Below are 23,266 nucleotides of genomic sequence, written 5' to 3' on the forward strand. Positions count from 1 at the left end.
GTTCGAGGATGAAGGTGGCTGGGGGTTGAGCGAGTCTCGGACTGCTACCGAGGGCTCAGATCTTGGCGCGGCGGATGTCGATGTTGCCGAACCGGGTGCGGGCGCGGATGCTGACGGTTTCCTCGGTCTTCGCGGGGGTCTCGGAGGCCGTGAGGGTGTTGCGGACCTGTCCGGAGCCGGAGTTGGCGTCGAGCCAGGCGGCCGTGCCCTCGCGGATGCCGACCTCGATGGCTCCGTAGCTCGTCTCCAGCTTGACGGACCCACGGGCGACTTCGGCGACGCGCAGGGTGCCGTGGGCGGTGGTGGCCGTGACCGAGTCCTCGGCCCGGGTGATGTCGATGTCGCCGTTGGAACCGCTCACCCGCAGCTCTCCGGCAACGGCGCCGACGGTGGTGGTGCCGTGCGAGTTCTTCAGGACCGCGGGGCCGTTGACGAGGCCGACGCGCACACTGCCGGAGCTGGTGGTGATCTCGGCCTTGCCCTCGACGTGGTCCACGGTGATCGAGCCGTGGGACGCGGTCAGGTGAAGCGGGCCGGTCATGTCGAGGCGGACGTCCCCGGAGGAGGTCTTCACCCGGACCTCGCCGAGCCGGCCCTCGCCGAGTACCTGGGCCCAGGCGCCGGTCACGTCGATACGCGATCCGGCGGGCAGTTCGACCGTCACGTCGACGGTGCCGGTCCGGCCGATCAGGTAGCGCTGTTTGGGCGTCCGGATGGTCAGCGCGCCGCCCGAGTACGCGACTTCGGTCTGCTCGGCGGCCCGGATGTCCTGGTCCTTCTTCGGGTCGCGGGGCCGCGCCTCGACGACGGTGTCGGGGCGGTCGCCGGCGGTGAACTGGATGGAACCGGCCTCCACGTGAGCGGTGACCGAGATCGGTTCGGAGGTGTCGAACGTAGGCATGGCTGTCCCGTCCTCTTGGCTCTTGGCGGCGTCCCCGCTGGTGGGACGTGGTGTGGGTGAAGTGGTGCGCGTGGTCGGTGCGGCTAGCGGACCCAGCCCGTGTAGCCCTGTCCGAGCGCCTGGCTCTTCTCCGTCGTGCGCGCTGCGGTGCCGCCGTCGACCGCGGCCGACACGGCTCGCACCAGCCACGAGTTGACCGAGAGGCCCTCGCCGGCCGCGGCTCCCTCGGCACGTGCCTTCAGATGGGCCGGCAGGCGCAGGTTGACGCGGGCGGTGCCGCCGTCGTCGGTGTCGGCCGGGGCCGGGGCCTTGAGGGGCTCGGCGGGTGCGGAGGCGGGCTCCGCGGGGGCGGTGCCGGTGGCCGGCAGGTTCACGACGAAGTCGGGGTCGAGCCCGCGCAGCCGTACGTCCACCGAACCGGGGGCGAGCTCGCGGGTGATCTCGTCCATCGCGGCGGAGAGCACGTTGAGCATGGTCAGCCGGGTCGCCGACTCCAGCGGAGCGGTGAGGCGCTCCGCCAGCGCGCGGGCTTCGTCGCCGCCGGCCTCGGCGGCAACCGCGAGTTCGCGGCGGAGGGTGTCGACATACGGGGTGAGATCCATGACACCATGATGGCATCACCGTGGTGTCATGCGCAAGTCCCGCAGTGCCGCACCGGTGCATGATTCTGTCGTGACGGTCTTGACCTGCATAAACGTGGCAGTTCTTGTGTGGGTGGCCGCCGTGTCGGGTGTGCCTGTGCGCATCCGTGTGCACGGAATGGTGCCGTCTGGCACCAGGTGGTGCGTCGTGGTGCCACCCGGTGCCACCCGGTGCCGCGGTGTGCCATTGCCGGGCCCGCGCGGGCCCGGCACCGGCGGACGATGTCAATCGCGCGTCAAGGGTCGGCCGCCCGGGATCAAGAGTCCGCCAACGGGCATGTCCGGTCCGGCGGGTACGGGCATAGCGTCACTGGCATGTCCCGGCCGTTCAGGATCCCGGGGCGTCCCACCCGTCTCACGAGGAGCGTCATGAACGACAGTCAGCGCGCCGAGGACCCCGACCCCCTTCATCCGCACCGGGCCGGAGCGTTGTTCGTTCCGGTCCGGCCGGGGCCCGTGGGCCACTGCGCCCGCCTCTTCCGTACACCTCTCGGTGTCCGCACCGCGGTCGCCTTCACCGACGAGTCACGACTGACCCGCACCCTGGGGCGGCAGCAGGCCTGGATCAGGCTCTCCGAACCGGCGGTCCGTGCGCTCGTCGCACCCCTGGGCGTTGTCCACCTCACCGTCGACCCGTTGATGACGGCCCCCGGGCCCGGCGACCGTCCGGCAGACCGGCCCCGGCGCAGCCGCCGTCCCGCGCGGGACCCGCGCCCGGTCGACGTGCCACGTGTGAGCGGCGCACCGTCGCTGTCCGCATCGACCTCATGACCGGCAGGGGGAAAACCATGAACACACTGCGGGCACCGGCATCGGTGCCGACGATGCCGCACGCCGTCCCCGTGCCGCCCGGTAACAACGCCGCCCTGTCCGTCTGGCCGGCCTCCGCACGGCTCACCGCCCGCGGCGACGTCGCGGTGGGAGGCGTCTCGCTCGCCGAGGCCGCCGAGCGGTTCGGGACCCCGGTCTACCTCCTCGACGAGGGCGAGGTGCGGGAACGCTGCCGCACGTATCTGCGCGCGTTCCCGGACACCGACGTCGTCTACGCGGCGAAGGCGTTCCTCTGCCGCGCCCTGCTGCACTGGGTCCGGGAGGAGGGGCTGGGCCTGGACGTCTGCTCGGCCGGCGAGCTGGAGTTCGCCGTCACCAACGGCTTTCCGCCCGGGCGCATCGTCCTGCACGGCAACGCCAAGAGCCCGGACGACCTGAGCGCCGCACTGCGGCTGGGCGCCGGAAGGATCGTGATCGACAGCGCCTGGGAGATCGCCCGGCTGGCCGCGCTCGTCCCCGACGGGACCCGCCAGAAGGTGCTGGTCCGGGTGGTCCCCGGCGTCAGCGCGGGCGGCCACGCCGCGATCCGCACCGGCACGGACGACCAGAAGTTCGGGCTCTCCCTCACCGACGGCAGCGCCCGGCACGCCATCGCCCGGATCCTCGGTCAGCCGCGCCTGGAGCTGGTCGGACTCCACTGCCACATCGGCTCACAGATCACCACGGTCAAGCCCTATCTCACCGCGCTCCGGCGCATGGTCGGACTGCTGGCACAGGTCCACCGGCAGCACGGAGTCGTACTGCCGGAGCTGGACATGGGCGGCGGACACGCGGTCGCGTACCGGCCGGGCGAGGAACCCCTCGACATCCCGTCCCTCGGCGACCGCATCCGCCGCGAACTGGCCACGAGCTGCGCCGCCGCCGGCATCCCCGCACCCCGGCTCACCGTCGAGCCCGGCCGTGCGCTGGTCGGGCCCGCGGGAGTGGCGCTCTACCGGGTGCTCGCCGTCAAGCGGACCGGCGACCACGTCTTCGTGGCCGTGGACGGCGGAATGAGCGACAATCCGCGCCCCGCGCTCTACGGCGCCCGCTACGCGCCCCGCCTCATCGGGCGCCGCTCGACGGCCGAACCCCGCACGGCGACCGTCGTCGGCCGGCACTGCGAGGCGGGCGACGTGCTCGCCGCCGACGCCCCGCTGCCGGGCGACATCCACCCGGGTGATCTGGTGGCCATCCCGGTCGCGGGCGCCTACCACCTCTCGATGGCGTCCAGTTACAACGCGGTCGGCCGGCCGCCCGTGGCCGCCGTCCACGAAGGCCGCGCCCGCCTGCTGATACGCCGCGAGTCCCTCGCCGACATCAACGGCCGCGACATCGGGCTGTGAACGGTGACCCCGCCGGGCCGGTGGGCCGCAGCCGTGGGGACCGCGGTTCACACCCGGGACGCGGATCGGGCGGACGGCGCACGCCCATCCGCCTCAGGCGGAAACCGCGGAGCGGGACAGCGCGGTGCGCAGAGCGAAGACGCCGAGCAGGCCGCCTGCCGTCAGCCGCTGGGCCTTCATGGCACGGGGGCGGGTGGCCAGGAACCCCGCGATCCGCGCCGCGCCCAGCATGATTAGACCGTTCACCGAGATGCCCACGAGGATCTGCACACCACCGAGCTGGAGCAGCTGCCCCCACGCCGGACCTCCCTGCGGATCCAGGAACTGCGGCAACAGGGCGGCGTACAGCAGGGCGATCTTGGGGTTGAGCAGGTTGGTCAGCAGCCCCATCGAGAACAGGCGGGCGTCGGATACCGGTGGCAGGTCCCCGGCCGGGTCGAAGGGCGAGCGGCCACCCGGCTTCAGCATGCTCCAGGCGAGGTAGGCCAGGTAGGCGGCCCCGGCCAGCTTGATCACCGTGTACGCCACCGGAACGGCGGCGAACAACGCGGACAGGCCCGCAGCCGCCGCCAGCAGGTAGCACACGAAGCCCACCGCGGTCCCGCCGAGGCTGATCAGGCCCGCCCTGCGGCCTTGGGTGATCGCGCGGGAGGCGAGGTGGATCATGTTCGGCCCGGGAGTCAGCGCCATGCCCAGTTCGATCAGTGCCACCCCTCCGATCGCGGTCAGAGTGATCACCGGTCAGCCTCCAGGTCGTTCGTCGGGCGTCCGGTACGCGAGGGAGTCACCCGGTTGTGACGGACGGGCACGGCGCGTGTGCCGGACCTGTCCCGCCCGCTGCAGCATAGAGCCCGGCCGCTCGGCAACTTCGGGCGGCCCGGGCCACGTTCCCGCCGCGGCCCCGGGCGGGTACGCGGCGGTCTCAGACGGGGTAGGCGTGGGTCTGCGCCGCCTTCACCGCCGCCCAGACCACCGCGCCCGGGTGCAGGTCGAGTTCGGCGGCGGAGGCCGTGGTCAGGTCCGCCGTGAGGCGCAGCTCTCCGGTGAGGTCGGCGCGGATCTGGTCGCCGTGGGTCTCCAGGCCCGCGATCTCGCACTGCCAGAGATTGCGGGCGCTGGAGCCTGCGGGACGGTCGCGGTACAGGGTGACGGCACTCGGCGGGAAGGCCACGAAGACCGGACCGGACAGGGACTCGGTGGTGGTGGCGGGAGGGCCGTCGTCGAGGTGGACGGTGTGGCCGTCGGCTGAACCCCGGTAGAGGTTCAGGCCGACCAGACGCGCGATGTAGTCCGTACGGGGATGACGGGCGATGTGCGACGGTGCGCCCTCCTGGACGACCCGGCCGTCCTCGACCACGACCAGGCGGTCCGCCAGGACCATCGCGTCCAGCGGATCATGCGTGACCAGGACGGCGACGGCTTCGAACTCGGCCAGATGCCGCCGGAGTTGTGACCGGACCTCCAGGCGGGTGCGGGCATCCAGCGCCGCCAGCGGCTCGTCCAGGAGCAACAGGCGCGGCCGGGTCGCCAGCGCGCGGGCCAGGGCGACACGCTGGGCCTGGCCGCCGGACAGGTTGCGCGGCTTGACGTCGACACGGTCCGAGAGGCCGAGGCGGCCGAGCCACTCCGTGGCCTCGGTACGGGCCGCGGCCTTGCTCGCGCCGTGACAGCGGGGTCCGAAGGCCACGTTGTCCAGGGCGGTCAGATGGGGGAAGAGGAGGTAGTCCTGGAAGACGACGCCGACGGGCCGGGCCTCCGGCGGGGTGCGTTCCAATGCCCTTCCGTCCAGCCGCAGATGGCCGTCGGTGAGCGGCGTCAGGCCGGCGAGGGCGCGCAGGGCCGTGGTCTTGCCGGCGCCGTTGGGGCCGAGCAGCGCGACGACTTCGCCGGGTGCGACGGTCAGCGTCACATCGAGACGGAAGGTACCGCGCTCGACGACGAGGCGGGCGTCGAGGCCCTCCGGGGAGGTATCGGCGCGCGGGGTGCGGGCGGGGCCGGGGCTCTTGGTCATCCCGCTGTCATCCAACGGTCGCGCAGGCCGGCCAGCACCGCGATGGACACGGCGAGCAGGACCAGGCTGAGGGCGATGGCCGCCTCCGGGTCGCTCTGCAGGGCCAGGTACACGGCCAGCGGCATGGTCTGGGTACGGCCCGGAAAGTTGCCGGCGAAGGTGATCGTCGCGCCGAACTCGCCCAGGGCGCGGGCCCAGGCCAGGACGGCTCCGGCGGCGATGCCCGGCGCGATCAGCGGCAGCGTGACCCGGCGGAACGCGGTGAAGCGGGAGGCGCCGAGTGTGGCGGCGGCCTCCTCGAAGCGAGGATCGGCGGCGCGCAGGGTGCCCTCGACGCTGATGACGAGGAACGGCATCGCGACGAACGCCTCCGCGATCACGACTCCCGCCGTGGTGAACGGCAGGGTGATCCCGAACCAGCCGTCCAGCGTCTTCCCGACGATCCCGTTGCGGCCGAGTGCCATCAGCAGGGCCACACCGCCGACCACGGGCGGCAGGACGAGCGGCAGCGTGACAAGGGCCCGTACGAGGCCGCGCCCGCGGAACTCGACGCGGGCCAGCAGCCAGGCCAGCGGCACACCGACGACCAGACTCATCGCCGTGGCGGCCGTGGCGCAGACCAGGGACAACCGGAGCGCCTGCCATACCTCGGCGCTGGTCAGCAGCTCGGGCATGCTGGTCCACGGGGCTCGTACGAGCAGCGCGACCAGGGGCACGATCAGGAAGGCCAGGCCGATGAGCGCGGGGATCAGCAGGGGCAGCGGAACACCCCGGCCGACGCCCGTCCGGGCACGCCGGCGCCGCGTCCCACCCCGGAGAGGGCCGTTCGCGGCGCCGGACCTGCCGAGTTCCGTCACGGCTTCAGGAACCCGGCCCCGGTGAGGACCCTCTGCCCCGCGGAGGACCGCACCAGGGCGATGAAAGCCTTCGCGGCCTCGCTGTTCTGCGCGTCCTTGAGCTGGACGATCGGGTAGTCGTTGACGGCGTCGGCCGATTCGGGGAAGTCCACGCCCTCCACCTTGTCACCCGCCGCGTGGACATCCGTCCGGTACACGACGGCCGCGTCGGCCTCCTTCAGCTCGACCTTGGTCAGAGCGGACTTGACGTCCTGCTCGTAGGAGACGGGGGTGAGCTTGAGGCCCGCGGCGTCGAGGGCCTTCTGCGCCGCGGCGCCGCACGGCACCTCCTTGTCGCACAGGACCACCTTGAGGTCCGGCCCGGTGAGGTCCTTCAGGGAGGAGATCTTGTCGGGGTTGCCCGGCAGGGTGGCGATCTCCAGCTGGTTGCGGACGAAGGTGGCTGGTGCGCCGGAGGCGTCCCCGGCATCGGTGACGATCTTCATCGTCTTGGGGCTGGCCGAGGCGAAGACATCGGCAGGGGCGCCACCGGTGATGCTCGCGGCGAGGGAGTCGCTGCCCCCGAAGCTGAAGGTGACCTTCGTGCCGGGATGGGCCTCCTCGAACTCCTTCCCCAGGGCCGTGAAACTCTCCTTCAGCGAGGCCGCCGCGAACACGGTCACCGTGCCGGACAGCTTGTCCGACGAGGAGGAGTCCGACGTCGCCGACGACGAATCATCGGACGAGGAGCAGGCGCTCAGGGCCAGCAGGCCGGCGGTGACCGCACCGGCCAGCTGAAGGCTCCGGCGGGTCCGGCGCGTGGTTCGGGTCATCACGGGTCTGCTCCCTCTTGTCCTGACGGACACGTCACCTGTGGTCCTGGCGGACCGTCCACGGTCTCCCGACGACCACGTCGGTCGACTCGGTCACAGCAACCGCCGGAATGCCGGGCTCCGGCTTCGGTTCGCGTCCAGCGGTGGGTTCACCGCCGTCGACCAGGCGCCTCACGGTGTCGGCGCTGACACCGGCCAAGGCAGCAGCAGGCCCGATCCGTAGGTATGCATGCGCTGATCATACTGCCGCAGATACAAGGGAAAAGTCTCCTGTTGCTTCGCATGAGTCCGGGTAATGCTCGCTGTAGCTGGTATGTGCGTTTGTACGGTGCCTGCGTCTGGGTACTGGTCAACCGGGAGGTGGTAGCCCGTGAGTCAGCCCATCGCAGCTGCCGGTACGACCGCGGGGCGGGTGCCGGATCTCGCTCTCACCGGCGATCTGGGCCGCCCGGCGCGGCTGACGGTGCCCGACCTGCTCGCCTGGCGGCAGCACGAGGCGGACGTCAGCTTCGAGTGCGCCACGAGCGGCGTCCAGCACCACCGCTTCACCGGGCCGCTGTTGCACGACGTGCTCATGGGCGCCCTGCCCCGCTTCGATCCGGTCCGCCGTAAGGACCGCCTGCGCTTCCTGATCGCGGTCTCCGGCGCGGACGGCCACCACACCCTGCTGTCCTGGGCGGAGATCGATCCCGACTTCGGGCGGGCCCAGGTGCTGCTCGCGGTCACACTCGACGACACCTCGCTGGACCGTGCGGGGCCGCAGCTCGTGCTCCCGCAGGACCGCTGCGGCGCGCGGCACGTCAGCGGCATCACCGCCGTACGCGTGGACGGCGGCTACACCTCGTGGGAGTGAGACCGCACTCCCGGGGATGCGCGGCCGAGGTGCCGTAGCGGACGGGGAAGGCCGGTTGGCCGGGCCCTTCCCGGTACCGCCGGCCTCGGGTCAGCGCACTTTCCGCGCCCCTCAATCCACCCCCTCAATCCGCCCCGTCAGCCCGGCCGATCCCGCCGGGCCCCGGCGCCCCGGTCAACACCAGCCCCGATACGCTCAGTTGTCCGGACCCGGAATGACCGGGTCCGCAGGGTGGGGAGTGGAGTGCCATGAGCGAGACACGCGTGGACGACGTCAGCGGCCGGGGATGGAGCAGGCGGCAGCTTCTGCGGGCCGGCGGCGGCTTCGCGGCGTTCGCGGCGGGCGCCGGGGCCCCGCTGCTCGCGGCGTCCCCCGCAGCCGCCGGGGAACCCCTCGTCTCCCCGCACTTCGTCCTGGCGGGCAACGGCGGGAACCCGGTCCTCAAGGCGACTCTGCACCAGCCGTACTGGGCGATGCAGTCCTTCGCCTACGACCACGTCAACGCGCAGATGTACTTCGCCCAGCACCGGGTGGGTTCCAGCGCGGGTCACAACGGTGACCTGTGGATCTCCCGGACGGACCTGGCCGGCAACGTCCTGGGCGCCTCGACGATCCAGGGGTTCGGCCACGGCTCCTCCATGGGCGTGGAGCCGGCCGGCGCCGGCGCGCTGCCCTACCTGTGGATCGAGGGCGGCGACTCCGACGACAACGGCGCGGGCGAGACGCTCGCGCGCTTCCGGTACGCGGACGGAATGGTTCTGAAGTACACGGACCCGGTCACCCCCATCTGGAACCGGACCCCGACGATCGACAGCTTCGCCAAGCTCCCGCGGCCCGCGATCGACCCGTACGCCAACCGCCTCTTGATCCGTTATGCGACGCAGGAGCCGGCCGACCGCGTCTGGCGCATCGCGGTGTTCTCGATGGCGGACGCCGTCGCGGGACGGCTCGGCCAGGGCAATCGGATCGCCGAGCGCGCGATCCCGAACAACGACGAACTCGGCCTGACCGACGCCGACCTCTTTCAGGGCATCGCGTTGTGCGGCCGGTTCGCGTACCTCCTGTACGGAGGCCCGAACCGGACCTCGTACCTCGTGACCCTCGACCTGAACGCGACCGGCGGCACGTACTACGACAAGTTCGCGACGGGCGCCGGCGCCTCCCTCAACGGCCGCGAGGCCCAGGGTATGGCGATCTGGATGGCCTCGGGTGCTCCACGGCTGGCCTTCGGTTACTCCTCCAGGCAGACCGCCGACACCGACCACTTCGAGGCCAGCGTTTTCTACAAGAGCGACTTCGTCAACTGATCTGCGGGCAGGGGACGGTACGCGTGGCCGGGTGTTCGCGGAGCCTCGGCGTCGAAGCTCCGTTGCGGTACCACCCGGAACCCCCGCCGTCGCCCGCGCCGTCGTGCCGAGGTGTCGTGCCCCGTGCCCCCACGGGGCACGACACCCGCCGGCCGGATGTCCCGGAGGGGCGTTCTCACCGGCGCCACCGCCCCGGCGACGGCCCCGAGCGGCCCCGGCGGGCTGACCTGCAGACTCCGCCCTGCCCGCGAGGACGGCTGCGGCGACTCGACCGTAACCGGATCCAGGAACCTTTCGCCGGACGGCACGTGCCCGTCGCCCCGGTCATCCGTGCGGCCGTGGAAGCCGAGGGGCCCGGGCACGGGCCTGGCCGGACATCAGCGGGGAGGCGGGGTGATGCCGTCCGCGCTGCCGAGGTGCGGGGCGAAGGGGCCGTCCAGGGCCGCCCATTGCAGGAGCATGATGGTCTTGCCATCGGTGATCCGCCCGTCGCGGGTCATGGCGAGTGCTTCGGCGAAGGGCAGTTCCAGGACCTCGATGTCCTCGCCTTCCTCTTCGACCCCGCCGCCGGTCCCGGCGCGGTCGGCGGGAGTGTAGGGGGCGGCGAAGAAGTGGAGGCGTTCGGTGACGGAGCCCGGGCTCATGTAGGCGTCGAGGACGTGCGTGAGCGGGCCGAGGGTGACGCCGAGTTCCTCGGCTGCCTCGCGGCGGATCGCGGTGTGCGGGTCGTCCGCGTCGAGCAGTCCGGCCGCGGCTTCGACGAGCATGCCGTCGGGGTGGTCGTTGACGTAGGCCGGGTAGCGGAACTGGCGTGTCAGCAGGACGCAGCCGCGTGCGGTGTCGTAGGGCAGGACCGCGGCGCCGTTGCCGCGGTCGTACGTCTCGCGCACCTGCGACTCCCAGCGCCCGTCGCGGCGGCGGTAGTCGAAGGTGGTGCGGCGCAGGACGTGCCAGCCCTGCGAGGTCAGCTCGACATCGTGGACCCGGACGCCGGGGTTGCGGTCGAGATCCCGCCCCGCCCGGTCGAGCCCTGTCCGGCCGCGGTGGTCCGGCGTGTCCACGCCGGGGCGGGCCGTCACGCGGGCTCCTGCTGGTCGAGGGCCGGTATCTCCGCGATGTCGTAGTAGACGGGCAGGCCGCGGCGGCGAGCGATGGCGACGTCCTGGTCGGCTCCGGTGGACTCTCCGGGCAGGCGCAGAACGGCGTCGCAGCGGGCCAGCAGGCGCTCGGCGGTCGGGTACAGCACCTGGTCGGCGAGCGGGTCGGTGGGGCCCGCGCCGGCCGATGCCAGGACGGGCAGGGCGATCCACTCCCCGATGGCCGGGAGGTGACCGGCGGCGAACACGGGCCACGCCGCCGCTTCGAGGCGCGCGAGGTTGGCGGCCATGGCTTGCGGGTCGCCGTTGGTGCCGGAGCGGTAAGGGCCGGCGATGAGGATGAGCATGGCTTTGTCGGTCATGGGCGCTACGATACATGCAAAAACGTGCAAGAACAGGAGAGAACAAGGATGCTGGCTGCTGAACGACGTGATCACCTACTGGATCTGCTGGCCCGGCGGGGCAAGATCGTCGCCAAGGAGGTCGCCGCGGAGCTGCGGATCTCCGAGGACTCCGTGCGGCGTGACCTGCGCGACCTGGCGAGTGAGGGGCTGTGTCAGCGGGTCTACGGCGGGGCGCTGCCGGTCTCGCCGGCCGTGGTGGACTACGGCGCCCGGCAGACCGTGGCCCCGGACGGCAAACGAAGGGTCGCCTCGGTGGCCGCCGGGCTGGTGCGGCCGGGCGGCGTGGTGATCCTCGACGGCGGCACCACCGCCCTGGCCGTCGCCCACGCGCTCCCGCGCGACCTGGCCTGCACCGTGATCACGCACAGCCCGCCGATCGCGGTCGCTCTGCTCGATCACCCGCAGGCCGAGGTCTTCATGCTGGGAGGCCGCCTCTTCAAGCATTCGGCGGTCGCCTGCGGCGCGGCCGCGGTGGAGGCCGCGCAGAACGTGTCCGCCGACCTCTTCCTCCTCGGCGTCACCGGCGTGCACCCCGAGGCGGGACTCACCACCGGCGACGCCGAGGACGCGGCGATGAAGCGCGCCCTCGCGTCACGAGCCGCGGACACCTACGTCCTCGCCTCCTCCGAGAAGATCGGCACCGCCTCCCGGTTCCGCGTCCTGCCCTGGGAAGAGATCAGCGGACTCATCACGGACAGGCCCCCGCACGACCCGGTGATCGAGCAGCTCACGGAGAGCGGGGTCGACGTGCTGCCGGCCGGCTGACGGAGGTGGGGTCCGACTGCGGAGTGGCCGGCAGACCGGTCACCGGTCACCGCCGCGCGGGGAGGGCGACCGCGCCCGTGGCAAGAGCTGCGACGCTGCAACTGGACCGCCGGTACGGCCACTTGACCGAGGGCGTTCGCCGAGCCGGACTGCGGCTCTCCTTCGCCCCGTCGCCGGAGCCACCCCCTACCGCCAGAGCACCTCGACGCGGTCCGGGTTCCACACGTTGAAAGGCCGGGTCGCGGGGTGGATCAGGATCTCCCTGATCAGGCCCCGGTACGTCGACTGCCTCCAAGCGACGGAGTAGTTCTTCCGCGCCCTCCGAAGCTCGGCCGCGCTGGTCTCATGGAGGTTGGCCTCGACCCCGTGTTCGGCGGACTTCCGGCGGGCGTCGGCCATGCGGACGTTCAAGGTGTCGATCGCCTCCCTGATCTCCCGGGCCGGGCAGTCGCCGTCCAGGTAGTGGTAGGAACGACGCGCTGCCGACTGCGTCGGCTGGCTTCCGGGCAATTGTCGTGTAGCGCACGCGACCTTTGCGGGAAAACGAACTGGAAGCACCAGGCGCTTAGAAGAGACTGATCCAGTCCGGCCTTGTCAGGGTCGTGACCTGCGGCGAAGCGTTGGGCACCCCGGCGGGAACGACCTTTGCCACCGTGCCCCCACCGGAAGACAAAATTCCGCCACCCGTGAGGTCCGCTAGTGTCCCGCGCCGGAACTACCTAGGAACTTCCGGCGCGGGACACTAGTAGGGCTTTGTCAGGTGGTGTTGTGGGGCTGCCACAGGGTGGGTTGTCGGCAGGGGGCCGACGCCGGTCCAGGTGACCAGGAGGCGTTGGAGTAGGTCCAGGACCTGGTGGAGGGTCAGGCCCCGGCGGGGGCTTTTGGGCAGGTCCGTCGTTCGGTCAGGAACAGGTGGGCTGCTGTGATGAGGGTGACGTGGCGGTGACAGTCGGTGAATGAGCCGCCTTTGAAGTGGTCGAGTCCGAGGATGGTTTTCAGCTCGCGGTAGTCGTGACCGGTGCGCCAGCGACCTCACCCGCCCAACACTCCTTGGGCAACGGCGATGAACTGATGCACCATCTCGGTGTAGGTGTCGGCAGCCTCATCCGTCCTGTCTGAGGCGTCGAGTGACTCCTGCGACCTGTGGTCGGTGACGCGCGACTCGTCCCACATGCACCGTCTGAAGCTTTCTGCGGCGCCTATGACGCGCTCAGCTGCGCTGATGGCGTCTTCGGGGCCCATCAATTTGATGAGACTACTGATCTTGATGAGGTCCTGGACCGACGCATTGAAGGCGATGAGCTCGTCATGCTGCATTGATGTCACAGCCTTGGAGGCATCCGTGACTGCTTGTGTCGCAGTGATGAAAGATGCGTACGCATCACGCCGCTGTTCGCGCAGCCAGTGCCCGTGTTCAGCAGCGGCTTGATCTTGCACTGCCTGACGCGTGGCCTCGCCGGTCTTCTCTGCACCGATACGCGCTCCACGAACAGCAGCTACTCCGCCGGCTACTGCTCCGCCGAGAGCTCCGACCATGCCGACTATGCCAGCAACGAGAGCGGCTACACCTTGATCCATATGAAAGACATAGCACGCGTGGACGAGCATCGACTACAACTCGTTGCTGGCGGTAGGCGCGGTCGTCGCTGTAGGACCTAAGCGCCACGTGCGAATCATGACGCTGTCGTGTGGCGACGCGACGCATGACAAAGGCTGGCCTCTGTCCTGTTCGTCGCCATTCCCGTGGTTCCCCCTGAATAAAATAGTCTGGCGGTGAGCCCTTCATTGCTCCGAGCTTTGCAAAAAGGTTTCAATGAGCTCTCGATCTTGGAGACACCGTAATCACCTCAGGGGTGAAGAGGTGGGCGCCATGAATTATCGAAAAACCCTGCAGAGATATTCGCTGGAATCCTGCCAGCTTGGACAGTGGTGAAATGTCGATTTCAGCACCGGTGCCTGCAGCGACTAGACGAATGTAATGGAGGGAAGGGAAGACTCGCACTATGTCAGCAACGTCCAACGCATTATTGACAGCCAGGACCGTAACATGGTTCACCTGTCTGAATGCTGGCACTTCCGACATGTCCTCGAAAGCGTAAGGGGCGGCAGCATCGGTGAGTACTAGGCTTCGAAGTTGGCTCATATCGAGAATCTCGACAAAGTGGTGGCTAAATTGCTCTACTGACAAAGATAGGCTTTTGAGTCCAGTCCAACGAGACAGCCCTTCGATCGATTCTGCACCGAAAGCATGTGCCCCCAGTGATAGGCTATGTAGGCCATTATGGATAGGTAGTTCGCTGAGGTCCCGATAACCTAGTTCGGTTTCCAATTCGAGGCTTTTCAGGGACGTCAAAAGGCGCAGAGGAGCGATATTGAGATCCGGATGCAATCCCTCGAGAGTGAGGTGTGTGAGGGAAGTCGTCTTGATGCCATCTAGATTCGCAAGCTGCGGACAGCCGTAGAGCCTGAGTTCGGCGAGCCTCCTATAATTACCAAGCCAGTCCAAGTGGTACACGAAGTCATTCGACGAGACTGCCAAGTCGGCTATGGATCGCGCCTTCTTTTGCGTTGCTAGCTCGGTTGTTTCGAAATCGCCCGCGTAAAACATGCCTGTCACGTTGAGTGACGCAATCGCCTCGGCCTGCTGTTGTTCCTCGACCAAAACGAGCGTAAAAGGGCCACGCATCGGCGCTAGAACTTCTGCCACATATTCCTGAGCGTCGAATCGCGCCCAGTCTTGGGTTAGCGCATCTAGTACTGCCGGGTCATTGAGCCCATTGAAATACTTTAGGTAGGCAAGGGCGGCATCTCCGCCGATTCGCTGTGCAGTCGCTATGGTCGGTTCGACCTCGTCAGGCATTAGCCGGTCGGGGGGAGGGAGTAGGTCGAGCACGACCGGGCCCACTTGTACCAAAGCCTGTACCTCTTCCGCGCTGCGAGGCGGTAGTAGCGAATCGGCCTCTTCTTGCACCTTGGACCGTATGGACGCTGAAAGTTCGGTGGCGTGCTGGAGGCATGCCAGAGCGAGGAGTCGAATTCTGGTGGTGAACTCTTCCTCGCAGTCCGCGCGTCGAAGCAGTGCGGCCAGAAGCTTTGCTCGTTCGTCTGGTCGTGCGTGTGCCACGGCCATACGAACCACATCTTGCCATTGCTCATCATGAGCTTGATTAGCTATGTAAGGGAGATCATAAGACTCAACTGCGGCTTTTGCTCCTAGAAAGTCTTGGAAAGTTCGGTGCACAAAATCTACAGTGTCTTCAGTTGGGACGCGAAGCAATCCAGTGCGACTGACTAGATGTCGCAAAATCTCATTTGGCGTACCTTGGGAAGCGACGTCCGGCATTCCCGGTAGTGCTTGTTCTATGAGATCTTCTGCGGTATCTTTTGAAAGTTCTGTCTGACCGTTTCGAATCAACCAGTAGGCTAGCTTCTGTAGAAGCTGAATGCTTTCCTTTTCGTTAAGCATCACGCCTTCTGGTGCAATTACCTCCCGCTCTTGATCCCGCCTGAAGAGTAGCATTGAGAGCGCCGCAGAATAAAGTTCGACTCGATCATTAGGTAGCTGGCCTCGTCGGTCGCGATGAAGGGCGCAGACTAGAGCGCAGAGAAGTGGTGTAGTGGTTAGAAGGGCGAGATCGCGTTTGGCTCGTACTTTGTCTCGAAGCTGCGTCTCCAGCGTGTCTAGGTGGGCTCGCAATTCTTCGTTGGATGCACTTGCCTTCGCAGCTGAGTGCCACCGTGTGACGAAAACACCAACATCCGTGCGGGTCATAGGTCGAACAGTCAGTTCACGGAAGCCGAGTTGCTGAAGCCAAGAGTTAGGAACGGCATTCGGTCTGGTGGTGACGATCACCCGTGACCTACCGTAAGCAGAGAGCAGTTCCCTAAGCCAGGTGCTGGTCCTCTCGCGGAGCTTTGCGGGTACCTCGTCGAGCCCGTCTACCAAGATGAGAGCGCGACCAGAAGCGAGTACTCGATCCGCCCATCCTTGTGGCTGCGCGGATGAAATCGGGCAGCCGACTGAATTCAAGAATTGCTCGGGTTGGGGTAGATCCCCACGTCGGGAGAAGGTACGGAGGGGAAGGAAGAATGCGATGGACGAACGCAATTCCGACAACGTCGCCGGTACGTTTCCCGTGGTCGTGGCGTAGGTGAGCCACTGCAACAGCGTTGTCTTTCCACTTCCAGCAAGCCCTCTTACCAGTGCTTTCTGGTGGCCGGCGAGAGCGATCTCCGCACGCTCGACACGCTGCTGGGCGGAGTTATGGCTAGCAACCCCCCATAGATGGTCCTGCTCTGCAAGTTCCAGACTGAGGTATGCAGCATCAAGCGGCCAGTAAGCCTGGGCTGGCCCTCTCAAATCGAGTCCAACTACCGTGAGTTGTCCATGTCGTTCGGCCAAGTAGGCCTTGTACCGCGTTTCGAACTCGACATCTTCATTTCTAAGTCCTGCGTTCTGGGAGCGCACGGACCTCGCGCTGCGGGCACGCTCAGGTTCGACGTTGCCGTCAACTCTGAGGCTCCGACGATGCAGTTCAAGCAGCGGGCCGGTCTCGAGGTTGAGGGCTGCAGCCAACGCGATGATGGTCGCCTCACTCGGGACGGTCCGCCCGCTGAAGGCCTGGCTGACTGTCGTCCGCCCCAGGCCGGAACGTCGGGTGAGAGCAGTCATGTTCAGCCGGGACTTGAGCTTGGCCTTGTGCAAGTGATCACGGAGCTCTTCCAGTGCCTCGTCGCTCATCTTGCCCCCCGGCAGGCCCTGCGGCCCTTGCTCAGTGCATCCGCGCAGTCGTTGTCCTGTTCAGTTTGTTCATCTTCGTTCAACTGAACGGCGCTGAACAGCAGATCGCCCACATTGAGTCCTGCCCGGAGTAACTGGGTCTTCGACGAGAGGTCGTCGGAGCAGACGAGCGAAGGGAACGTCAGTGTCTGAGAGTGCTAAGGCGATCTTGCTTGCCCTAGCGGTCGTGGTGGCCGTGCTGGTCTCAGCCGTGGTAGCTCTCATTGCCAGCCTGCTTGCTATGCAGGAAGGGACCTGTTGGTCGAAGGTCCTTACTCGGGCAGGAGTGGCGTTCGGCGGGGCCATGGGGGTGATGACCGGCCTCCTGGCGCTTGTAGCTGGCCTCTACGGGTGAGATCAGAAGGGCCGCAGCTGCCAGCTGGTTCGTACGCTGGTTGGCAACTCGGGCATGTTTCGGGCCCGCCCGGAATGTGTACGAGTGGCTCTCTGGTCTTGCTCAACGCGGGCCCGGACCGAGGAGGTGGCTAGAGCCGCGGAGCCGACCGCCGCAACCACGACGTACCCCTTCTCTGACATCAGGCTGCTGATTGCTGTGCGCGGGGCACGGGCGCCGGCCGGGCTGGAGCGGGGCGGAGACAGGTGCGCAGGCCAGGCCGGGCGCCGTGCCGCGCACGGTGAGCGCAGCGAGCCGCCTTGATGAGGTAGCGAAATCTGTAAAGCTCACTTCGTCGTCGGGAAGGTGCAACGAAACAGACGCCGTCGAACTGCTCACTCCCGAGGTGAGCACGTCGTTGTGCGCGAAGCTAGACACTCAACTGCGGGCACAGCCACAGAAGGAGGTCGCCTCCGGCGCCTGCGACCTACCAGCGTCGGCTACGCCGACGGGCTGCAACACGTGGGGTGTTGCAGCCCGTCTGTGACCGGACACCCCGGACAGCTCTCATTTTGACTGTCCGGGCGGTTGTCGCAGGTCAGCGCCCCAACCGGACAGTCGGACAGCTGGGACAGCTTCCAGCACGGTTACAGCGGGCCCGGACAATTCGTCCGGGTCTTCGGCCGTTCAGCCCTACACCCTGTTTGCGGTGGTCACCGCTGCGATCTCTTCCACGCCCTGCGCCACTTCTTCGCCTCCGAGGAACTGGAGGCCGGCGAATCGGTCGTCTCCCTGGCACGTTGGCTGGGGCACTCAGACCCCGGGTTCACGCTGCGGAAGTACTCCCACTTCCTGCCCCGCGCCGGCGCACGGGGCAGCGCCGCCATCGACGCGATCTTCGCGTAACCGAGACCGTCCGCTGGGCCCGTGGAGCGTGGCTCGTAGCCCGCCGCAGGCCCAAAGTCCCAGAGAAGTCCCAGACATGCCGCCGCATCCCTTCTTGACCCGCTAAGTGGCAGGTCAGACGGGGTGCGGCGGCATCCTCGTATCAGATGTCCCGGAAGATCTCGATCTGCGCCCCCACCGAGTTCAGCCGCTCCGCCAGCTCCTCGTAACCGCGGTTGATCACATACACGTTGCGCAGCACGGAGGTTCCCTCGGCCGCCATCATCGCGAGCAGCACCACCACCGCCGGGCGCAGGGCCGGCGGGCACATCATCTCCGCCGCGCGCCACCGGGTCGGGCCCTCGACCAGGACCCGGTGCGGGTCCAGGAGCTGGAGGCGGCCGCCGAGGCGGTTGAGGTCGGTGAGGTAGATCGCGCGGTTGTCGTAGACCCAGTCGTGGATCAGGGTCTGGCCGTGGGCCGAGGCGGCGATGGCCGCGAAGAACGGCACGTTGTCGATGTTGAGGCCCGGGAAGGGCATCGGGTGGATCTTGTCGATCGGCGCCTCCAGTTTGGAGGGCCGGACCGTCAGGTCGACCAGGCGGGTACGCCCGTTGTCGGCGGCGTACTCCGCGGTGCGGGCGCAGTCGACGCCCATCTCCTCCAGGACCGCGAGCTCGATCTCCAGGAACTCGATCGGCACCCGTCGGATCGTCAGCTCCGACTCCGTGACGACGGCGGCGGCGAGCAGGCTCATCGCCTCGACCGGGTCCTCGGAGGGTGAGTAGTCGACGTCCACGTCGATGTTCGGCACGCCGTGCACGGTCAGCGTCGTCGTACCGACGCCGTCCACCCGTACGCCCAGCGCCTCCAGGAAGAAGCAGAGGTCCTGGACCATGTAGTTGGAGGACGCGTTGCGGATGACGGTGGTGCCGTCGTGCCGGGCGGCGGCCAGGAGAGCGTTCTCGGTCACGGTGTCGCCGCGCTCGGTCAGCACGATGGGGCGGCCGGGGGCGACGGAGTGGTCGACCTGGGCGTGGTAGATGCCCTCGGTCGCGGCGATCTCCAGGCCGAAGCGGCGCAGCGCGATCATGTGCGGCTCGATGGTGCGGGTGCCGAGGTCGCAGCCGCCCGCGTACGGCAGCTTGAACCGGTCCATGCGGTGCAGCAGCGGACCCAGGAACATGATGATCGACCGGGTCCGGCGGGCCGCGTCCGCGTCGATGGCGTCCATGTCGAGCCGGGCCGGCGGGACGATCTCCAGGTCCGTGCCGTCGTTGATCCACCGGGTGCGCACCCCGATGGAGTTCAGGACCTCCAGGAGGCGGTAGACCTCCTCGATGCGGGCCACCCGGCGCAGCACCGTACGGCCCTTGTTGAGCAGCGAGGCGCAGAGCAGTGCCACACACGCGTTCTTGCTGGTCTTGACGTCGATGGACCCGGAGAGCCGACGGCCGCCGACCACCCTCAGATGCATGGGCCCGGCGTAGCCGAGCGACACGATTTCGCTGTCGAGTGCTTCACCGATGCGGGCAATCATCTCAAGGCTGATGTTTTGATTGCCGCGCTCGATGCGGTTCACGGCGCTCTGGCTGGTGGCGAGCGCCTCGGCGAGCTGACTCTGTGTCCAGCCCCGGTGCTGACGGGCGTCACGGATGAGCTTGCCGATACGTACGAGGTAGTCATCTGACATGCCGGAAGGCTATCTCAGATATGAGATGAAGATCTTGGCGGGGTGTGGCATTCGGGTGACGGACGTGTGGGAGGGGTGCGACCGTTCGCGCTGTGGTGGACGGGGCCGTTGCTCATGCTGCGGCCGTTGCGCCCGATCGGCGCGTGGTGCGCGCCCATCGGCGTCCGTACCCGCCCGGGGTCAGCCGGCCGGGGCGAAGCCCAGACGTGTGTAGAGGCGCACGGCGGGATTGCCGTCGGTGACCACCAGAGTGAGTTCGGACGCGCCGGCGGCACGGAGAACCGTCGCGCTGTGGGTGAGGAGCGCCCGCGCCAGACCTCTGGAGGCGTGGGCGGGGTCGGTGAGGGCGAAGGCCACGAGCGGGCGGGACTTCCAGAGGGTGACGAAGGAGAGGGAGGCCGGTGTGGAGCCGCACCACGCAACGCGCGTCGCCTGCTGGTCGACCGCGCCGAACTCGCCCGCGAGCGCGGCGGTCATCTCGGCCCGGTGCCATTCCGCGGACTCGCCCTGGTCGTCGACCCCGCCCCGGTACGCGCGGTAGGACAGCGCGCCCAGCAATGCGGCGTCGGCCTGGGCGACCGGGGCGGCCCGGTAGGGGGCGGGCAGCGGATACGGGCGCGGTGGCGCGGCCAGGTCCCAGCGCATGAGGGTGCGACGGGCCGGTGCGGAGGGCGGCGGGGCGGCGTTCACACGGTCCGCCCACGGCGCGGGGCGGGAAGGGGGATCGCGGGGCGGGCGGGATCGGCGAGGGCGGGACGGGACTCGACGAGCAGGTCCTCGAACCGCTCCCAGTGGTGCGTGGCGAGGAAGCGCTCCTCCTCGGGGCGGAGCGGGAAGAGCCACCAGAGTTCGGCACGGTGGCCCGCCGCCCTGACCTGTCCGAACGACCGGTCGTGGTAGACGGCCCGGCTCACGTAGAGATGGCCGGACCCCAGGGCGTCCGCGACCTCGGGGCGGCACCGCACGGCCGAGCCCCGGTTGACGACCACCCCGGAGGCGAGACAGTCCTCGGCGACCTGGGTCAGGGCAGCGGCCAGCGCGGGCTGCCACACCTCGTCGCACGCGACGGCGAGGAATTCGACCCGTACGGTGCGGCGGCGGATCGTCGAGGCGAGGTCCGTGTCCGACACCCCGACGGTGCTCAGCGTGGTCCCCGGCACGCCCGGCTGCACGGTCGCCCACACCTCGACCGGTCCGGAGCGGCCGAGCGGCGCACCGGGGACGGGCGGGGCCGCCTTCGACAGCACGTGGTCACGGATGTGGCCGGACAGGAGCGGTTCGGTGCGGTGCGGATTCATCTGGTGGACCTCGGGTCGGCGGGGCAACGGGGAGCGGGGCGACGGCCGGCGGGCGCGGGGGACGGGGGACCGGCAGCGCAGGGGCCCCGGGGGACGGGTTCGACCGGGAGGGTGCGCAGTCCCTGGGAGAAGGAGGTGGCGTACGCGGACGCGGTGTCCGGCAGGTGCCAGCGGGTGGCCGCCGGGGCGGCGCCCTCGGCCAGTCCGGTCAGCAGGGCACGGGCCCAGGGAGCGCCGGGGCAGGCGTGGCGGCCGTGCCCGAACACGGTGTGCGGCACCCGGCCGGACGCCTGCCCGGGTACCGCGAAGACCAGCAGGACGCGCGCGCCCTGCGCGATGTCCCGGCCGGCGAGCGAGGTGTGACGGGCCGCCGTACGACGCGCCTGGAGGATCGGAGGATGGCGGCGCAGCGTCTCGTCCAGGAGAGCGGGCAGGCCTCCGGCCGCCGCCCCGTCACCGGGCAGTGCCCGCAGCAGCTGTGCCCCGGCCGAGACCGTCGCCCCGAAGCCCGCCTTGACGAGGAGCACCCAGTTGAGCGCGAACCCGGCGGTGGACGAGGTCAGCCGGGTGGCCAGCGAGGTGGCGAGGTCGTCGGCGGGATGGGCGGTACGGTGCCGGCGCAGCCGCGTACAGAGGTACAGGAAGGCGCGCAGCGCCTGCTCCTCGGCTCCGGCATCGGACGCCATCTCGCTGCTGTCCACGCACCAGGAACGGAACTCCTCCGCCAGGCCCTGCGGCACGCCGAGGAGTTCGCCCAGCGCATCCGCCACCACGGGCACGACCACGTCCCGCACGAGGTCCGCGGCGGAGGGCCGCGGCCCGGCAGCGGCGGCCGTGCGGGAGAGCGCGGCCGTTCGGGCGGCGGTGGCCTCCCTCACCCGTTCGCTCAGTCCCCGGGCCATGTCGGCGCGCAGCGGGGCGGAGAGCCCGCGCCGCATCCGGGCGTGCGGGCCGTGGGGCAGCCCGGGGAGCTGGAGGCGCAGCAGGACGCTCTCCTCGGGGGACGGGTCGCTCATCGCCGTTCCGAGCAGCTCCCCGCTGAAGTCCCGCGGCCTCAGCGCCGCCTCGCGCAGGGTGCGATGCCCGGTCACGGCCCACGCCCGCCCGCCGTCACGGGTGCGCACGGCGACACAGGGACCCCGGGTGCCGAGGTACGGGAGCAAGCCGGCCCGCAACGCCGCCGGGTAGAGGGAACTGTCGTCCCATGCGTCGAGGAGAGCGGCGACCGGCGCCGCAGCGGCGTTCACGCCGCCCCCGCCGCGGTGCGGGATGCCAGCGCGTCCAGAACGGTCCGCGCGTCGCCGTCCCCGGCCAGCACGCCCGTCACGGCCTTCCAGGCAGCGGGCGCGGCCCACCAGCGCGGGCCCCAGCCGTCCCTCAGACATCTCAGGGCCTCGTCGCGCCAGGCGAATCCGGCCAGATAGGCGCGGAGGCGGAGGCCGTCGGCGGCGTCCTGGAGCAGGGCCTGGGGCGCCCGGTCGATGCCCAGCCTGGCGTGGAGGCGGCCGGTCAGGGCGAGCGCCCCGGCCGGCGTGGCGCCGGGCGGCAGTTCGTCGTCGAGGGCCACCGCGGCGCGGAACATCCGGAGGTCGAGGAGGCCGGTGTACACGGCGTTGGTGCGTACGGCTTCGGTGAAGGAGGACGGGAGGCCGAGGGTCGCGAGCCAATCCGGTTCGGTGGCCAGGGATTCCAGGAGCAGGGCCCACCCCTCGGAGCGCACGGGGTCGAACCGCCAGCGGCTCTCCAGCGCCGCGTCCGGTGCGCGCAGGGCGTGTTCGGCCACGTGGGCCAGCTCATGGAGGAGATGGGCGAGCGCGGGCACGGCGGGGGTGGTGGACTGGACGAGGACACTGCGGCCGGGTACCCGTACCGGCACCGCCACGGCGCTCGTCCAGACCTTCCGTACGAGCGTGACCCGGTGCTCCGGGGGCAGCAGGCCGGCCCGCCGCAGCCGGGGGACCAGGATCCGCAGCAGTGCGTCGGCGGACGGCGGCACGACGGCCGGGCCGTGACGGCCCTCCCGGAGGGCCGTCCTGAACGCGGGCGTGGTCACCTCCTCGTCCCGGCCCGCCCCGGACCAGCGGCGCAGCAGCCCGTCGACGGGCTTGACCGGACCGCCGCAGCCGAGCAGCCAGGACCGGGTGCCCGCCGTCAGAGGGAACGGCCGGCCCCACTCCCACCACGGGTCGCCCGCCCTGCGCCGTTCCAGGAAGCCTGCCGCCAGCTCCGCGGCGTCCGTCGAGGCGAGGCGCCGGTCGACGGCGGCCCGGCGGACGGCCGGGTCCGCGGTGGGGCTCGTGTCCAGGGCGAGCAGCGGAGTGGCCGGTGTCCCGCGCGCTGCCGGTGCGAGCTGGGTCAGCAGTTTCCGCACGCTCCCGGAGACGGCGGCGGGTATCGGCCCGGGGTCGGCGCCGAGCCCGAGGTGCGCCAGCACCCGCGCTTCGAGGTAGTCCTCAGCCGGCTGCGGCATTC

At 69.5% G+C, this 23,266-nt stretch carries 22 protein-coding genes and 1 pseudogene; 6 read left to right on the top strand and 17 right to left on the bottom strand.

Features of this window, described 5'->3' with window-relative positions:
- Window positions 1–55 precede the first annotated feature (55 nt).
- Complete coding sequence (locus tag ACIQMX_RS16590) at window positions 56–901, bottom strand: DUF4097 family beta strand repeat-containing protein (protein ID WP_363074155.1); 846 nt, start codon at window positions 899–901, stop codon at window positions 56–58.
- An 83-nt stretch (window positions 902–984) separates the two neighbouring features.
- On the bottom strand, window positions 985–1,503 hold the full coding sequence (locus tag ACIQMX_RS16595; RefSeq protein WP_363074157.1) for a hypothetical protein: 519 nt from the start codon (window positions 1,501–1,503) through the stop codon (window positions 985–987).
- A 408-nt stretch (window positions 1,504–1,911) separates the two neighbouring features.
- Here ACIQMX_RS16595 and ACIQMX_RS16600 point away from each other — a divergent pair, with 408 nt between their 5' ends.
- Both ACIQMX_RS16600 and lysA read left to right on the top strand, forming a co-directional pair.
- On the top strand, window positions 1,912–2,313 hold the full coding sequence (locus ACIQMX_RS16600) for an SAV_915 family protein (protein ID WP_402478604.1): 402 nt from the start codon (window positions 1,912–1,914) through the stop codon (window positions 2,311–2,313).
- A 53-nt stretch (window positions 2,314–2,366) separates the two neighbouring features.
- Window positions 2,367–3,698: a diaminopimelate decarboxylase gene (gene lysA / locus ACIQMX_RS16605; protein ID WP_402479400.1), complete on the top strand. Its 1,332-nt coding sequence runs from the start codon at window positions 2,367–2,369 to the stop codon at window positions 3,696–3,698.
- 93 nt (window positions 3,699–3,791) lie between these two features.
- On the opposite strand, the gene ACIQMX_RS16610 is transcribed toward lysA, so the two are convergent.
- From ACIQMX_RS16610 to modA, 4 genes are all read right to left on the bottom strand, one after another.
- A complete protein-coding gene (locus tag ACIQMX_RS16610; protein ID WP_402478606.1) occupies window positions 3,792–4,436 on the bottom strand; it encodes a LysE family translocator in 645 nt (214 codons plus the stop codon).
- Between the two features lie 184 nt (window positions 4,437–4,620).
- Window positions 4,621–5,709 (bottom strand): ABC transporter ATP-binding protein, encoded by a 1,089-nt coding sequence (locus ACIQMX_RS16615; protein ID WP_402478609.1) that lies wholly within the window; start codon window positions 5,707–5,709, stop codon window positions 4,621–4,623.
- Complete coding sequence (gene modB, locus ACIQMX_RS16620) at window positions 5,706–6,566, bottom strand: molybdate ABC transporter permease subunit (RefSeq protein WP_402478612.1); 861 nt, start codon at window positions 6,564–6,566, stop codon at window positions 5,706–5,708. The genes ACIQMX_RS16615 and modB overlap by 4 nt, the downstream gene beginning before the upstream one ends.
- Complete coding sequence (gene modA, locus ACIQMX_RS16625) at window positions 6,563–7,378, bottom strand: molybdate ABC transporter substrate-binding protein (RefSeq protein ID WP_402478615.1); 816 nt, start codon at window positions 7,376–7,378, stop codon at window positions 6,563–6,565. Before modA ends, modB begins: the two co-directional genes overlap by 4 nt.
- A gap of 370 nt (window positions 7,379–7,748) precedes the next feature.
- Between modA and ACIQMX_RS16630 the strand changes: the two genes are divergently transcribed.
- Window positions 7,749–8,231 (top strand): hypothetical protein, encoded by a 483-nt coding sequence (locus ACIQMX_RS16630; RefSeq protein WP_363074169.1) that lies wholly within the window; start codon window positions 7,749–7,751, stop codon window positions 8,229–8,231.
- Between the two features lie 248 nt (window positions 8,232–8,479).
- Window positions 8,480–9,538: a hypothetical protein gene (locus tag ACIQMX_RS16635; RefSeq protein WP_363074171.1), complete on the top strand. Its 1,059-nt coding sequence runs from the start codon at window positions 8,480–8,482 to the stop codon at window positions 9,536–9,538.
- A 377-nt stretch (window positions 9,539–9,915) separates the two neighbouring features.
- Here ACIQMX_RS16635 and ACIQMX_RS16640 read toward each other — a convergent pair whose 3' ends face one another.
- Window positions 9,916–10,617 carry an NUDIX domain-containing protein gene (locus tag ACIQMX_RS16640; RefSeq protein ID WP_363074173.1) on the bottom strand — a complete coding sequence of 234 codons (702 nt, stop codon included), beginning with the start codon at window positions 10,615–10,617 and terminating at the stop codon, window positions 9,916–9,918.
- Window positions 10,614–10,997, bottom strand: a complete 384-nt coding sequence (locus ACIQMX_RS16645; protein WP_363074175.1) for a DUF4406 domain-containing protein — start codon at window positions 10,995–10,997, stop codon at window positions 10,614–10,616. The genes ACIQMX_RS16640 and ACIQMX_RS16645 overlap by 4 nt, the downstream gene beginning before the upstream one ends.
- Before the next feature lie 48 nt (window positions 10,998–11,045).
- Here ACIQMX_RS16645 and ACIQMX_RS16650 point away from each other — a divergent pair, with 48 nt between their 5' ends.
- On the top strand, window positions 11,046–11,804 hold the full coding sequence (locus ACIQMX_RS16650; protein WP_363074177.1) for a DeoR/GlpR family DNA-binding transcription regulator: 759 nt from the start codon (window positions 11,046–11,048) through the stop codon (window positions 11,802–11,804).
- Between the two features lie 186 nt (window positions 11,805–11,990).
- Here ACIQMX_RS16650 and ACIQMX_RS16655 read toward each other — a convergent pair whose 3' ends face one another.
- The 4 genes and pseudogenes from ACIQMX_RS16655 to ACIQMX_RS16670 form a co-directional block, all read right to left on the bottom strand.
- Entirely contained in the window at window positions 11,991–12,314 is a 324-nt protein-coding gene (locus ACIQMX_RS16655) for a hypothetical protein (RefSeq protein ID WP_402478620.1), read from the bottom strand.
- A 351-nt stretch (window positions 12,315–12,665) separates the two neighbouring features.
- Window positions 12,666–12,833 (bottom strand): annotated as a pseudogene (locus ACIQMX_RS16660) (IS701 family transposase); the annotation flags it as partial.
- 3 nt (window positions 12,834–12,836) lie between these two features.
- Complete coding sequence (locus ACIQMX_RS16665) at window positions 12,837–13,412, bottom strand: hypothetical protein (RefSeq protein ID WP_402478623.1); 576 nt, start codon at window positions 13,410–13,412, stop codon at window positions 12,837–12,839.
- A gap of 202 nt (window positions 13,413–13,614) precedes the next feature.
- Entirely contained in the window at window positions 13,615–16,545 is a 2,931-nt protein-coding gene (locus ACIQMX_RS16670) for an NACHT domain-containing protein (RefSeq protein WP_402478626.1), read from the bottom strand.
- Window positions 16,546–17,506: 961 nt separating this feature from the next.
- Here ACIQMX_RS16670 and ACIQMX_RS16675 point away from each other — a divergent pair.
- Window positions 17,507–17,824, top strand: a complete 318-nt coding sequence (locus ACIQMX_RS16675; RefSeq protein WP_402478628.1) for a hypothetical protein — start codon at window positions 17,507–17,509, stop codon at window positions 17,822–17,824.
- Between the two features lie 142 nt (window positions 17,825–17,966).
- Here ACIQMX_RS16675 and ACIQMX_RS16680 read toward each other — a convergent pair whose 3' ends face one another.
- The 5 genes from ACIQMX_RS16680 to ACIQMX_RS16700 form a co-directional block, all read right to left on the bottom strand.
- The gene (locus ACIQMX_RS16680; RefSeq protein ID WP_363074178.1) at window positions 17,967–19,496 is read right to left on the bottom strand and encodes a UDP-N-acetylglucosamine 1-carboxyvinyltransferase; all 1,530 of its coding nucleotides are present in this window, start codon (window positions 19,494–19,496) and stop codon (window positions 17,967–17,969) included.
- Between the two features lie 180 nt (window positions 19,497–19,676).
- Window positions 19,677–20,186, bottom strand: coding sequence for a GNAT family N-acetyltransferase (locus ACIQMX_RS16685; RefSeq protein WP_402478631.1), 510 nt, complete (start codon window positions 20,184–20,186; stop codon window positions 19,677–19,679).
- Window positions 20,183–20,794: a suppressor of fused domain protein gene (locus tag ACIQMX_RS16690; protein WP_402478634.1), complete on the bottom strand. Its 612-nt coding sequence runs from the start codon at window positions 20,792–20,794 to the stop codon at window positions 20,183–20,185. The genes ACIQMX_RS16685 and ACIQMX_RS16690 overlap by 4 nt, the downstream gene beginning before the upstream one ends.
- Complete coding sequence (locus ACIQMX_RS16695) at window positions 20,791–22,041, bottom strand: hypothetical protein (RefSeq protein ID WP_402478637.1); 1,251 nt, start codon at window positions 22,039–22,041, stop codon at window positions 20,791–20,793. The genes ACIQMX_RS16690 and ACIQMX_RS16695 overlap by 4 nt, the downstream gene beginning before the upstream one ends.
- Window positions 22,038–23,264, bottom strand: coding sequence for a hypothetical protein (locus ACIQMX_RS16700; protein WP_402478640.1), 1,227 nt, complete (start codon window positions 23,262–23,264; stop codon window positions 22,038–22,040). The genes ACIQMX_RS16695 and ACIQMX_RS16700 overlap by 4 nt, the downstream gene beginning before the upstream one ends.
- Window positions 23,265–23,266 lie beyond the last annotated feature (2 nt).

It is taken from the genome of Streptomyces sp. NPDC091416 (assembly GCF_044756845.1).
In the GTDB taxonomy this organism is placed as follows: Bacteria; Actinomycetota; Actinomycetes; order Streptomycetales; family Streptomycetaceae; genus Streptomyces.